The sequence below is a fragment of the Pseudoclavibacter sp. Z016 genome (genome assembly GCF_002931215.1).
GTDB lineage: Bacteria > Actinomycetota > Actinomycetes > Actinomycetales > Microbacteriaceae > Pseudoclavibacter.
The window spans coordinates 63,839-75,733 of record NZ_PSTU01000010.1 but is presented as its reverse complement, the minus strand read 5'-3'; the positions used below and the strand labels follow the sequence as shown (position 1 = coordinate 75,733).

Genomic DNA, 11,895 nt, shown 5'->3' with positions numbered 1-11,895 from the left:
AACGCCGTCGGCCAGTGGAATCACTGCGTAGAGGTGTACTCCCGCTTGAGATCCGTGAATCCCGCCAGTCGGAATGGACCGGGCGTCTCGTTGGGGAGCGCGAACTCGCCAAGTCCACTCGGGTCGCGTCGCTCATGCCACACGAGGTATTCCGCGGCGTCGATGGGGACTCGCGCCTCGAGAACCGCCCGATTCTCCTCGGCACGCAAATGCTGTCGATATCCGGGCTGCACCGTCCCCGCGAAGAACTCCGCGACACTTCCGGAGCCATAGCTGAGGAACCCGATCTTCGCTGCCTCGAGGTCCTCATCGCTGTCCAAGAGGCTGAGGAGCGCCAGATAGATCGATGCGGTGTAGGTATTTCCTATGATTCTGTTGTATTTCAGCGTCGATGCGATCTGCGCGTCGAGCACCCCGGCGTCGAGATCGCCACCCGCGGTCTTGATGAGGTGACGGTGCGCTTTCGACGCCATCTTGGTGAACGGCTGGTGATAGCAGAAGCGGCTAAATTCGCTGATCGGGAATCCACCCTGGGCCGCGTAATCGCTCCAGGCGTTCTCGACGGCCTGCAGGTAGGCGCGAATGGAGTATTTTCCATCGACGAGCGCGGTGACTCGCCCGTTCGGCCGCCAGAAGTCCATGATGTCGCTCGTGAAGACTCCGGAGCCTGGCTCGATGACCACCAGGTCCGGGTCCGCAGCGACGAGCATCGCGACAGCCCCCGCGCCCTGCGTGGGCTCCCCGCTCGAGCCGAGCTCGTAGCGCGCGACGTCGCTGGCGATGACGAGCACCCGCTGACGGGGATCACGGGCGACCAGGGCGGTGGCGAACTGCAGCGCGGCGGTCGCCGAATAGCAGGCCTGCTTGAGCTCGACGACGCGGCAGGTCGCCGGAAGGTCCAGCAGCTGGTGCACGTACACACCGGCGGCCTTCGACTGGTCGATGCCGGTCTCCGTCGCGAAGAGCACCGTCCTGATGCCCTCGACGCCGTGCCGGTCGATGATCTGCTTGGCCGCGGCCGCACCCATCGTGACGACGTCCTCGTCGGCCGCGGTGATGCTCATCCGCTCCTGGCCGATGCCGATCGTGTACTTCTCGAGTTCGGTCCCGAGCCGCTCGGCGATGACCGAGAGGTCGAGCACGCGTGACCCCGTCGCGAACGCGAGGTCGTGGATGCCGATTGGTGTAGTCATAGTCTTCGATCGTCTCCGAGCGTCGCTCAGTTCGCGGCGCGTTCCAGCTTGATGTGCGAGGCCATGAGCTCGCCTTGGTTCGTCTGGGCGGCCATGAGGGAGAGCTCGCCGCAGAGAACGGTTGCCGCACACAGTACGGCCAGTCTCCGAGCGTTCGCTCCGGGCTCTCGCTCTTCCTTGCAGCCGAGTCGGGCGAGGTTCGCCTCGATGAAGTCGAGACCCTTGCCGTTTCCGACGCTGCCGACGATCAGATTGGGCAGCGTGCAGGAGAAGTACAGGTCGCCGTCGCGCACCTCCGCATGGGTGATGCCCTGCGAGCCCTCGACGATGTTCGCCGCATCCTGGCCGGTCGCGAGGAAGAACCCGAGGAGCATGTTCGCGTAGTGCGCGTTGCCCGTCCGGAGACCGCCGGCGAGCATCGTGCCGATGAGGTTCTTGCGGACGTTGAGCTGGGCGATCTTCTCAGGGGTCGATCGCAGCCACCGCTCGACGGTGCGGCGCGGGAGCACCAGCTCGGTGACGACGTTCTTGCCCCGGCCCAGGATGCCGTTGACGGCAGTCGCCTTCTTGTCTGAGCAGAAGTTGCCAGAGATGGACTCGTAGCGAAGCTCGGGCCAGCGACGCAGGATGAAGTCCATGAGTCGCTCAGAGGCGAGCGTCACCATGTTGTGGCCGGAAGCATCCCCGGTCGTGAGCTCGAAGCGCAGGAAGAGCAGGTTGCCGGCGATCTGCGCGTGCAGGTCGATGAGGCGCGCGAATCGGCTGCTGGTCGCGACCACCTCCTGCAGCAGGTGCATGTGCGCCTCGATCTCGCGGAGCGCCTTGAGCGCGACGCCGGCGTCGTCTGCCTCGAAGAGCACCGAGCGGCTCATGCGCTCATCGATGAGCGTCGCCTTGATGCCGTCGGGCACCAGCATCGACATCTTGGCACCACGGCCGACCGACGGCCACAGGGGCTGCTCGTAGGTCGCGAGCGGCACGAGCTGCTCACCCTCCATGACGTTGCCGGTCACGCGAACCGGACCGACCCACTTGAGCGGAACTGGTGCGTGGTCGAGGAGCTCGGTGCTCATCGCTGTCCTTTCGATGGGAGAATGCCCCGCCCGCGTGCACGCGAGACGGTGGCCGGGTCGATGCCGCGGGAGGTGCAGAAGTCGAGGAGGGCGCCGTGGAGGACCAGCTCCTGCTGGCTGAGCGCGCCAGGGGTGACGGCGCCGAGCATCGTCTGGAGCGATGTGAGCTGTTCCTGCCAGGAGCGGATGTGCTCGATGAGCGTCTCGACCCCGTGCTCGACGAGCACCTCGAGGAAGTGCCCGGAGACCCCAACCGCCCGCGCGCCCAGCGCGAGAGCGCGGAGCACGTCGAGGGGCGTGCGCACTCCCCCCGACGCCAGGAGGACCGGCAGAGCGGCAGTGCTCGAGTCAGCCTCGATGAGCGCCTCCGGCGTCGACTGGCCCCAGCCCACGAGGGACGCGTAGTCGCCGAGGCGGCGCCGGGAGTTCTCGATCCTGGCGAAGTCGGTGCCGCCGCGCCCGCTCACATCGGCGTACTGCACGCCGAGCTGGGCCAGCCGCTCCAGGGTGCTCGCGCTGAGTCCGAAGCCGACCTCCTTCACGATGACCGGCACGCTCACGCGCTGCACGATCGACTCGATCGCGGCGGGCCACGCGGCGAAGTCCCGGTCGCCTTCCGGCATGACCGTCTCCTGCACCGAGTTGATGTGGATCTGCAGCGCGTTCGCCTCGAGCAGGTCGACGGCGCGCTGAGCGTCATCCGGCGACACGGTCGCGTTGACGTTCGCCATGACGAAGCCGGTGGGGTTCTCGTCACGGATGACGCGGAAGCTGGCGGCCGTCGATGCGTCCTTGAGGTAGGCGGAGAGCGAGCCAGCGGCCATCGCGATCCCGGTCTCGCGAGCTGCGCGCGCCAGGTCGCCGTTGATGATGCCCGTGCGCTCGCTGCCGCCCGTCATCCCGTTGAGGTAGAACGGCACCGGCCAGCTCGCGCCAGCCACCTGCACGGCCGTCGAGACGGTCGCCCGGTCGACCCCGCCGAGCGCGTGATGGATGAAGCGGACATCGTCGAAGTCGTTCCGGACGATGCCGGAACGCTGCGCGAGTGCCAGGTCGACGTGCTCGTCCTTGCGGTTAGCCATGTTCTCGAACTCCAACTCGACGGTGCGGTACGACGTGCAGATCCAGGACCTCGATGCCGGCGGCGCGCCACGCGGCATCGAGCTCCTCGTTGTGGGCGGGTGCCAGGGCGATGCCGCAGTCTCCGCCACCGGCCCCGGAGGTCTTCGCGGGGATCCCGACCGAGCGTGCTGCCGAGATGAGCGCCGAGAGCGCCTCGGTGCGGATGCCGATGCCGCTCAGCTCGTCCAGCGCCTCGAGGTTGGCCTCGGCGTCGCGGATGGCCGCGAGGGCCAGCTCGCTGCGCTCGGCACGCACGGCGGCGACGAGCGCGGCCGTTATGCGGTCGCTTTCCGTCAGGAAGGCCGCGTACTGCTCGGTCGATCGCCAATCTCCGGCGTGCAGGGTGCTGACGAGCTCCGCGGTCGAAGCCGGCGCCGAGGTCCACCCCACGTGCAGGACGACGGAGCTCGGGGACGGAAGCGCCTCGAGGACGAGTCCGGGCCAGGCCTCGACCAGGCTCGCCTCGACCCCGCTGCGGCGTCGGAGCTCGCGAGCGGCGAGGCGATCCGGTGAGGCATAGTGCACCCACCCGCCGAGTGTGCTCGTCGCGATGTCGGCGCACGATGCGGCGGGGCGCAGCTCGATCGTGGCGAGGCTCGCGAGGCGGTACACCGCGTCGTCGCCGACGTTGATGCCGAAGTGCTCCGCCACGGCGCGGACGGTGACGACGGCGACCGCGCCGCTCGAGCCGAGGCCGAACTTGCGACCGCTGACGTCGTCGAGCTCGCTCTCGATGTCGAGCGCGAAGGGCTGCGGCTCGATGCCACGCTCGTGCGCCAGCTGGACGAGCACTCGGATGCACTCCCGGACGAGGTCCGCCCCGGGGGCATCGATCGAGACGAGGTCGCCGTCGATGTTCACGGGGACCGGCTGCGCGCCGAACTGGTGCGAGCTGACGGTGCTGCCCTCGTCGGCCGAGGCAGCCCGCAGGCTCGCTCGGATGAGTCTCGACACACCGACGATCACGGCGTGCCTGCCCGGTTCGACGACCGCGTATTCGCCGTTGACGAAGAGCTTGCCCGGTGCCTCGGCGACGATCACCGCACCACTCCGGGGGCGGCGTCTGCCTGTGCGTCGGCGTTCGTGACCGCCACACCCGGACCGGCCGGGGCGATCACGAACTCGGTGCCTGGGGCCGCGGATGCGAGCGCGTCACGCACAGCCGGGGCCTCGGAGGCCCTGCACAGCGTCTTCACGTTCGGCCCGGCGTCCATGGTCGCGTAGGCCTCGAGCCCACCGCGTCGGAGGGCGGCGACGGCATCGAGCAGCGCCATGCTGCCCGCCGTGAGGTAGCGGACCGGGGGCACGGCCCCGAGCATGGCCGCGTGCATGCGGAGGGCGTTTCGCTCGGAGATCTCGCCGACCTCCGTGAAGTCGCCACGGCGGAGCGCATCGCGCATGAGCGCCAGCTCGCCTGGGTTCGTCTCGACCCATGGCGCGTTGTATGGGGAGGTCTCGACGGTCCGGCGCATGGCCTCCCTGCTCGAGATCGACTTCGCCCCCGCGTTGACGATGCCGAGCACCATGGCGGCGTCGATGTGCGCATCGTCGACCGGCTCGGCGTACGAGCTGAGGTCGTCGGTGCCCGCGTTCCAGACGGCGAAGCCGCCGAAGATCGAGCGTGAGGCCGAGCCCGAGCCGCGCCGTGCCAGCCGCGACAGCTCCCTCGGCGACAGGTCGAGGCCGTACGCCGACGATGCTGCCGCTGCGAGCGCGGCGAAGCCGGAGGCGGAGGATGCGAGGCCAGCGCCCGTCGGTCCCGCGTTGCTCGTCTCGACCCGCGCTGACCGCGCGCTGCCGGCGAGTTCGCCGACGTGGTCGAGGAAGCGCGCGACCTTGGCGGCCGCGGCCTCCGGCATAGCCGTGCCGTCCTGGAGGATCTCGTGGGACTGGCCCTCCCCCAGGAGCGAGACGGTCGTCGTCGTCGGGTAGACCGCGAGCGTCAGCGACAGGCTCGAGGTCTGCGGGATGATGAGCGCCTCATCGCGCTTCCCCCAGTACTTGATGAGCGCGATGTTCGGGTAGGCGACGGCGGTCGCGGTCACAGCGGCGTGCCAGTGCTGGTGACGCTCCAGGTCTGGATCGCACCAGCGCTCTGCAGCGCAGCCGCGACGACCGCTGCGTTTCCCCGATCGACGACGGCGACGATGCACCCGCCGAGCCCGCCTCCCGTGAGCTTCGCGCCGAACGCGCCAGCGCCGGTCGCAGCCTCGACCAGCTCGTCGAGGGCTGGGTGGCTCACGCCGAGACTGGAGAGCAGCGCGTGCGCCTCCGACATCCGGGAGCCGAGCGAGCGTGCCTCGTTGGTCTCGAGGTCGGTGATGGCCAGGTCGGAGAGGTCCCCGAGGGCGTCGATGATCGACATCGTGGCGTCGTGGTCGCGTTCGAGCGAGGTGCGCACGTCGTCGACAGCCTGGCGCGTGGATCCGTGCACACCGGTGTCGGCGATCACGAAGCAGGCATCGAGGGCGACCGGCACGGGCACGGCGCTCGCGTTCTGGAAGCGGATGGGCGACGGGATGGTCGTTGCGAGCGCATCGAGCCCGCTCGGCTTGCCGTGCGCCACCTGCTCGGCCAGCTGGACAAGCGCGAAGTGCTCACCACCGGAGAGCGTCACGTTGTGCAGGCGGGAGACGGCGTCGACGATCGCGCCGGCCGCCGCGGCACTCGACCCGAGTCCTCGTCCGAGCGGGATGTTGCCGCGGACCGCGACAGTGAGCCCCGCGAGCTCGCCCCCGATCGCGCGCAGCGTCTCCTCGATGGCCTTCCTCGGAGCCTCCACGATCTCCGGAGCTGCCGCGAGCGGCCCCGTGTAGTGGTCGGACTCGAAGCGCGGCTCAGTGCCCTCGCGCCAGGCGGTCGCTCGCATGCGCATGGCACGCAGCGGAAGCGCGACGGCCGGCTTCCCGTAGACGACGACGTGCTCGCCGAACAGGATGAGCTTGGCGTGCGCGCTTCCGCGCCCAACGGCTCGTCCGATTCGCGGCAACGCAGAAGTGTCGAGAGAAGCAAGCGACGTCACGTCGAAACTCGATGGCACCAGGGTCACTCACCTCGCAGTAGGTCGGCGTCAAGTGTACGGCGCAGCCAGGCCGAACGCATTTCGGGCACTCGTCAGCTTCCCAGGATGTTGACCATCCATGCGACCCCGAAACGGTCGACCAGCATCCCGAAGGTGTCTCCCCACGGCGCCTGCACGAGCGGCTGCTCGATCTCGCCGCCGTCGGCCAGCTTGTCCCAGTATCCGCGAAGCTCCTCGGCGGCGTCGCCGCTGAGCGAGATCTCGACCGTTCGTCCGGGGTTGGGCTCGATGAAGGAGGGCGTGTCGGAGGCCATGATCGTGAACCCGCTGGCAGTCGTCAGCTGGCCGTGCATGATCTTCTCCGACTCGGAGGGGTCCATCGGCATGCCGGAGCCGCCGAACGTGCTGAGCACGAGCTCGCCCCCGAACACCTCCCTGTAGTACTCGAGCGCCTCGCGCGCGTTGTCGAGGAGGTGGATGTACGGGTTGAGGATGACGGCCATGGTCGTCCCTTTCTCTCCTATGGACGACGGGCCTCGTCACACCATCCGATCGTGGCACAGGCCGCCGACATTTCGAGGCATCCCGGCAGGGAATACCGTGAAACAATCTCGGCATGGAATTCACGACGACCATGAGCCTCATGGGGAGGAACACGGGCATCGAGGTGCCGGTGGAGGTCATCGAGCGGCTCGGCGCAGGAAAGAAGCCGGCCGTCGTCGTGACCGTCAACGGCTACACGTACCGGAGCACTGTCGCGGTCATGGGCGGGCGCTTCCTCATCTCGTTCAGCGCAGAGAAGCGCAAGGAGACGGGCATACAGGGTGGTGACCCGATCACCGTCGTCATCGAGCTCGACACCGAGCCGCGCACCACGGAGGTGCCGGCGGACCTCGCCGAGGCGCTCGACGACGCGGGCGCGCTGGCGCGTTTCGATGCCCTCTCACCGAGCGCCAGGAAGGCCCACATCACCAAAGTCGAGTCAGCGAAGGCCGACGCGACTCGCGAACGCAGGATCGCCGCCGTCGTCGCGTCGCTGGCATAACTCCCGCGTCACATCCGCGCTCGGCCGGTCCGCCTAGCCCCGAAGCGACTCGGCGAGCGCTGGCCGGACCTGGGCGAGCGTGAGGTGGCCCGCGATCACGAGGTGAGACAGGCCCTGCACGGTTGCCCAGAGCGCCGTGGCACGTGCCTCGATCCTGGCGGGGCTTGCCTCCGGGTCGAGGCCGGCGGCCGCATTCCCGAGCAGCCCCTCGAGCTCCTGGATGAGTGGCGCCATCGTGGCACTTGGCGCCCCCGGGATGCAGACCTCCGGGTCGTAGATGAGCGTGAAGGCATGTGGATGCTCGACGGCGAACTCGACGTAGGCGACGGTGAGCGCGAGGGCACGCTCCTGTGGGGCGGCCCCGGGAGCATCCGCCGAGCTGACCGCGTGCACGAGGTGCTGCATGCTCACCTCGCCGAGGCGCTTGAAGAGCCCGGCCTTGTCTCCGAAGTGGTGGTACGGCGCGTTGTGGCTGACACCCGCCTCGCGGGCCAGCTCCCGGAGGCTCATCGTGGCGTGCGACTTCTGCGCGAGCAGCTCCATGCCTGCGGCCTCGAGGACCGGGCCGAGGTTGCCGTGGTGGTACGGCGCATCCGATCTTGACATGAGCAACATCATAGCTAAGCTGGCTGTCGTCCCATCTTGACACTGTCCACTTCAAGGCTCTGGAGCCCGAATGCACACCCTCGTCATCGACGGCCACCCCAACCCCGACTCGCTCTGCGCGGCCCTCGCCGCGCGCTATGCCGACGCCCACGGCGACGCTCAGGTCCTCGCAGTCCGCGACCTCGTCTTCGATCAGAATCTCCGACGCGGCTACACCAGGCGCCAGGAGCTCGAACCAGATCTGCAGCAAGCCTGGAGCGCGATCCAGGACGCCGCACGCATCGTGATCGTCACCCCGGTCTGGTGGGGCTCGGTCCCGTCACTCCTGCAGGGGTTCTTCGACCGGCTGCTCCTGCCGCGCATGGCCTACGACGCCTCCGGCCCGCTGCCGAAGGGCCTGCTCAAGGGACGCAGCGCGCGCATCATCCTCACCGCAGACAGCCCCGGCATCTACCTGCGCCTGACCGGCAACACGCCGATCAGGCAGCTCAAGACCCACGTGCTCGGATTCGTCGGCCTCGGGCCCATCGCGGTCACCCGCTACTCCCCCGTCAAGACCTCGACCGAGCGGCGTCGCGAGCAGTGGCTCGCCGACGCGGCCCGGCTCGGCGCGAAGGACGCGAGACACTACTTGCCCGCGCCGAGACCCGCCCTGATGAGCTGACCCGTCGTCGCCGTCGGGAGGTAGGCGCGCGTCAGACCGATGCCGATGCGCGGGAGGTCGGCCTCGTCGCGGTAGAGCAGGTACATGGGTTCGTATCGCGGATTGAACTTCGTCTTGAAGCTGTGCAGCGAGGAGAAGCCGTAGAGCGGCTCCAGGATCTCGGAGACCTGGCTCAGCACCTGGTCGAGCGCCGTCGCCTCCGCCTGCCCCGAGCCCGCGAGCGGCGCTCCGGAGAGCGAGGCGAAGGCGGCGCCCTCGTCCCGGAAGGCGAGGGCCGACGAGATGATGAGGAACTCCATGACGGGCTTGAAGCCACCGTCACGTCGACGCATGAGGTCGAGCGTCCAGCCGCGGACCGCGCCATCCTGTCCGTACACCGGCAGCCACGACGTGACGCCGTGCACGCTGCCGTCGTCGTCGATCGCGATGCCGAGGCGCACGGCCGGGTCGAGGGCCTCATCGACGCCGCCGAGCGTGAAGCCCATCTCCGGCAGTCCCTTGTCGCCGACCCAGTCCTCCGAGATCGCGCGCACCTGCGCGAGCACCGCCCATGGCTCCTCGGCGAGGGTCGTCATCTTGAAGCGGATGCCCTCGCGCTCTGCACGGTTCACGGCGGAGCGCACCGGCTGCCATGGCTTGCCCTTGAGCTCGAGCCCGGGGAGGTCGATGATCGTGTCCTCCGCGACCTGCACGCGCTGCCAGCTCGCGGGGGCCGCATCCACCGTCGCGCGGGTCGCCGAGAAGAAGGCGGGCGTGTGCCCGGCCAGCTCGGCCCGAGAGGCGAAGTCGTGGATGAGGTCGCTGAGCTCTTCCTTCGGCGCGACCGGGTCGCCGAGCGCGAGGGCGACGCCCGAGTACTCCTGGTAGGCGATGTAGCCGTCCTTCTTCGCACTCAGCAGGTAGTGGTTGCGCGGCCAGAGCGTCATCCACGAGATCGTGCTGCCGCCGACCCTCGGGAGGATCTCGCGAGCCTCCTCGACCGTTCCTCGGCGCTCGCCTGAGAGGGAGTTCTTCGACGGCCGCACGCGGACCGCGAACGAGCGGCGGGCGACGATGAGGAAGACCACGACGAGCACCCAGAGCAGGGAGCCGGCGAAGTTCATGGTGAGGCCCTCGTCGAGGCTGCCGGAGGTCGCGACCACGACGACGATGAGGGCGAGCTCCAGGAGGTTGAAGACGCCGAGCGCCACCGCGACGACCCAGGCGAAGCGCTGGCCCCGCCTGATCCCGTTGGCGACGAGGAGGATGACGACGACGTCGATGGCGACGCCCACCCACGTCTCCGTCTCCGCGTCCGTCTTGCCGAGCGGGCCGTCGAGCGAGAAGAACGCGGCGACGACCTGGGCCGTCCCGAGCGCGATCAGGGCCGTGAACGCGATCAGCCGGTCTTCGCGCGTGCTCGTCGCGAGGCCCGTCTTGCGATGGCGCTGCACGGCGTAGATCGTGAAGATGACGGTGACCGGCAGGAAGTGCTCGATGTCGGCGAGGTCGCCGACGTAGAGGAGGCGCAGGGAGACGAGCGCCCCGAGCGCGAGCCCGAGTCGAAGGCGCCACGGCGGACGCAGCACCCAGACCAGCGCCGCGGTGAGGGCGGCGATGCCGCCGGATGCGCCGACGTCGAGGTCGTCGGCGAGGCGCGTCGCCCACTCCCAGCCGGTCGGGGCGAGCGCCGCGACGATGGCGAGGGTGCCGAGCACCGCGAGGGTCTGGCCGCCGAGGAACACGAGTGCGGTGCGCTTCCAGCCGAAGCGGAACTCGAAGACGCCGCCGACGATGAGCAGCTGCACGATGAGGAGCGCGTAGTGCCAGGCGCCGCCGCCGAGCAGCGATCCGGTGATGGGGGTCCACCACATGCCGGCCTCCAGCGGCGGGATGCCGAAGGCGACATCGCCGTACCAGGGCTGCGCCCGTGAGAGGTGCCACATGGCCCCCGTCGCGATGCCGATGGCGATGATGACGAGCGAGAGCGCGGTCGTGAATGGGGCCCGGCGAGCGAAGGTGACGATCGGGCGCACGGCTGCGGCGAGGGCGTCGCGAGCGGCGGCGTCTCCCGGGGTGGAGTCCTGCGCGTCCTTCGCCGCGGGGATGAGGAGGTCGAGCTCCTGCTCGGTCTCGCTCGTCGCCTCCGCACCCTCTGGTCGGCGCCGGGCTCGATAGACGACGATCGCGACGAGGACGATGACCAGGACCGCGGCGACCGCGAGCGCGGCCCAGCCGAAGGCGTGGATGAGTGCGAGGGCGCTCTTCCCGAGCGCGACGGTGATGGCGGTGACGCCCGTGGCCCAGGCGATACCGCCGAGCGCGTTCGCGAGCAGGAAGCGCCCGTACGGCATGGCCATGGCGCCGGCGAGCGGGCCGGCGAAGACTCGGAGGAGCGCGATGAAGCGACCGAAGAAGACCGCGTACGCGCCCCACTTCTGCATGAGCCCGACCGCGGCGTTGATGCGCGCGACGCCGAAGTACTTCGGGTACCGCTGCGAGAGGTAGCGCAGCAGGCGGGCGCCCCAGCGCTTGCCGATGTAGTAGCCGATCGAGTCGCCGACGATGGCACCGACGGCCGCGGCAGCGGCGAGCAGCCAGGGGTCGATACCCGTGCCCGCGACGCTCATGAGCACTGCTGCGATGAGCACGCTCTCGCCCGGAAGGGGCAGGCCGAGGCTCTCGAGCGTGACGATGACCGCCACGAGGAGGACGACAAGAAGTGGGGGGAGCGCTATGAGCCAGTCGAACACGGGTTCAGGCTAGCTGTGAAATGCCCGAGAGACGCGGGATTGTTGCCAAACCGCCGCCAGATGCGCTCCGAACGACCCCCGTGACCAACCCCGGACACAGCGAATTGAGGAGCAACACATGAAGAAGACGACGACTCGGACCATCGCCAGCCTCTCCACGGCCGCAGCCCTCTCCCTCGGCGCCGTCGCCCTGACGGCCGCTCCCGCGAGCGCCGCCGAGCTCGCACCCGCGTCGGCTTCGAGCTCCGTGTCGACGCTGGCCGGCGGTGCCCTCATCAACGGCCCCCTGATCGACGGCCCGCTCATCGACCTCGGCGGTCTCCTCAACTCTCTCCAGATCGGCCAGTTCCAGTAGCGGGTCCGCCTCCGTCCGAAGGAGGCAGCCCAGCGGCCAGCGCCGCACGCCGAGCAGGACATCAGGTGCCGAGGGAGACCTCG

General features: G+C 69.2%; 12 protein-coding genes. 3 read left to right on the top strand and 9 right to left on the bottom strand.

Annotated features, from left to right (window positions below):
* Positions 1 to 20 precede the first annotated feature (20 nt).
* From C5B99_RS05835 to C5B99_RS05805, 7 genes are all read right to left on the bottom strand, one after another.
* Positions 21 to 1,193: a hydroxymethylglutaryl-CoA synthase gene (locus C5B99_RS05835; protein WP_104240846.1), complete on the bottom strand. Its 1,173-nt coding sequence runs from the start codon at positions 1,191 to 1,193 to the stop codon at positions 21 to 23.
* Positions 1,194 to 1,219: 26 nt separating this feature from the next.
* Positions 1,220 to 2,266, bottom strand: coding sequence for a hydroxymethylglutaryl-CoA reductase (locus C5B99_RS05830; protein WP_104240845.1), 1,047 nt, complete (start codon positions 2,264 to 2,266; stop codon positions 1,220 to 1,222).
* Complete coding sequence (fni, locus tag C5B99_RS05825; protein ID WP_104240844.1) at positions 2,263 to 3,348, bottom strand: type 2 isopentenyl-diphosphate Delta-isomerase; 1,086 nt, start codon at positions 3,346 to 3,348, stop codon at positions 2,263 to 2,265. The genes C5B99_RS05830 and fni overlap by 4 nt, the downstream gene beginning before the upstream one ends.
* Positions 3,341 to 4,429: a phosphomevalonate kinase gene (locus tag C5B99_RS05820; protein ID WP_181062903.1), complete on the bottom strand. Its 1,089-nt coding sequence runs from the start codon at positions 4,427 to 4,429 to the stop codon at positions 3,341 to 3,343. The genes fni and C5B99_RS05820 overlap by 8 nt, the downstream gene beginning before the upstream one ends.
* Positions 4,426 to 5,433 carry a diphosphomevalonate decarboxylase gene (mvaD, locus tag C5B99_RS05815; protein ID WP_219819622.1) on the bottom strand — a complete coding sequence of 336 codons (1,008 nt, stop codon included), beginning with the start codon at positions 5,431 to 5,433 and terminating at the stop codon, positions 4,426 to 4,428. Before mvaD ends, C5B99_RS05820 begins: the two co-directional genes overlap by 4 nt.
* Positions 5,430 to 6,377, bottom strand: coding sequence for a mevalonate kinase (mvk, locus tag C5B99_RS05810; protein ID WP_104240916.1), 948 nt, complete (start codon positions 6,375 to 6,377; stop codon positions 5,430 to 5,432). Before mvk ends, mvaD begins: the two co-directional genes overlap by 4 nt.
* Positions 6,378 to 6,502: 125 nt before the next feature.
* Entirely contained in the window at positions 6,503 to 6,913 is a 411-nt protein-coding gene (locus C5B99_RS05805; RefSeq protein WP_104240842.1) for a VOC family protein, read from the bottom strand.
* Between the two features lie 113 nt (positions 6,914 to 7,026).
* Here C5B99_RS05805 and C5B99_RS05800 point away from each other — a divergent pair, with 113 nt between their 5' ends.
* Positions 7,027 to 7,455, top strand: a complete 429-nt coding sequence (locus C5B99_RS05800; protein ID WP_104240841.1) for a YdeI/OmpD-associated family protein — start codon at positions 7,027 to 7,029, stop codon at positions 7,453 to 7,455.
* Between the two features lie 33 nt (positions 7,456 to 7,488).
* Here the strand turns inward: C5B99_RS05800 and C5B99_RS05795 are convergent, their stop codons facing one another.
* Positions 7,489 to 8,061 (bottom strand): TetR/AcrR family transcriptional regulator, encoded by a 573-nt coding sequence (locus C5B99_RS05795; protein WP_104240915.1) that lies wholly within the window; start codon positions 8,059 to 8,061, stop codon positions 7,489 to 7,491.
* A gap of 70 nt (positions 8,062 to 8,131) precedes the next feature.
* On the opposite strand from C5B99_RS05795, the gene C5B99_RS05790 reads away from it, so the two are divergent.
* Positions 8,132 to 8,725 (top strand): NAD(P)H-dependent oxidoreductase, encoded by a 594-nt coding sequence (locus tag C5B99_RS05790; RefSeq protein WP_104240840.1) that lies wholly within the window; start codon positions 8,132 to 8,134, stop codon positions 8,723 to 8,725.
* On the opposite strand, the gene C5B99_RS05785 is transcribed toward C5B99_RS05790, so the two are convergent.
* A complete protein-coding gene (locus C5B99_RS05785) occupies positions 8,689 to 11,457 on the bottom strand; it encodes a rhomboid family intramembrane serine protease (protein WP_104240839.1) in 2,769 nt (922 codons plus the stop codon). The genes C5B99_RS05790 and C5B99_RS05785 overlap by 37 nt on opposite strands.
* A gap of 118 nt (positions 11,458 to 11,575) precedes the next feature.
* On the opposite strand from C5B99_RS05785, the gene C5B99_RS05780 reads away from it, so the two are divergent.
* On the top strand, positions 11,576 to 11,812 hold the full coding sequence (locus C5B99_RS05780) for a hypothetical protein (protein ID WP_104240838.1): 237 nt from the start codon (positions 11,576 to 11,578) through the stop codon (positions 11,810 to 11,812).
* Positions 11,813 to 11,895 lie beyond the last annotated feature (83 nt).

Bases quoted from the DNA above. Each gene is read 5' to 3' on its own strand.
- C5B99_RS05835 (WP_104240846.1), bottom strand. From the start codon at position 1,193: ATGACTACACCAATCGGCATCCACGACCTCGCGTTCGCGACGGGGTCA.
- C5B99_RS05830 (WP_104240845.1), bottom strand. From the start codon at position 2,266: ATGAGCACCGAGCTCCTCGACCACGCACCAGTTCCGCTCAAGTGGGTC.
- fni (WP_104240844.1), bottom strand. From the start codon at position 3,348: ATGGCTAACCGCAAGGACGAGCACGTCGACCTGGCACTCGCGCAGCGT.
- C5B99_RS05805 (WP_104240842.1), bottom strand. From the start codon at position 6,913: ATGGCCGTCATCCTCAACCCGTACATCCACCTCCTCGACAACGCGCGC.
- C5B99_RS05800 (WP_104240841.1), top strand. From the start codon at position 7,027: ATGGAATTCACGACGACCATGAGCCTCATGGGGAGGAACACGGGCATC.
- C5B99_RS05795 (WP_104240915.1), bottom strand. From the start codon at position 8,061: ATGTCAAGATCGGATGCGCCGTACCACCACGGCAACCTCGGCCCGGTC.
- C5B99_RS05790 (WP_104240840.1), top strand. From the start codon at position 8,132: ATGCACACCCTCGTCATCGACGGCCACCCCAACCCCGACTCGCTCTGC.
- C5B99_RS05780 (WP_104240838.1), top strand. From the start codon at position 11,576: ATGAAGAAGACGACGACTCGGACCATCGCCAGCCTCTCCACGGCCGCA.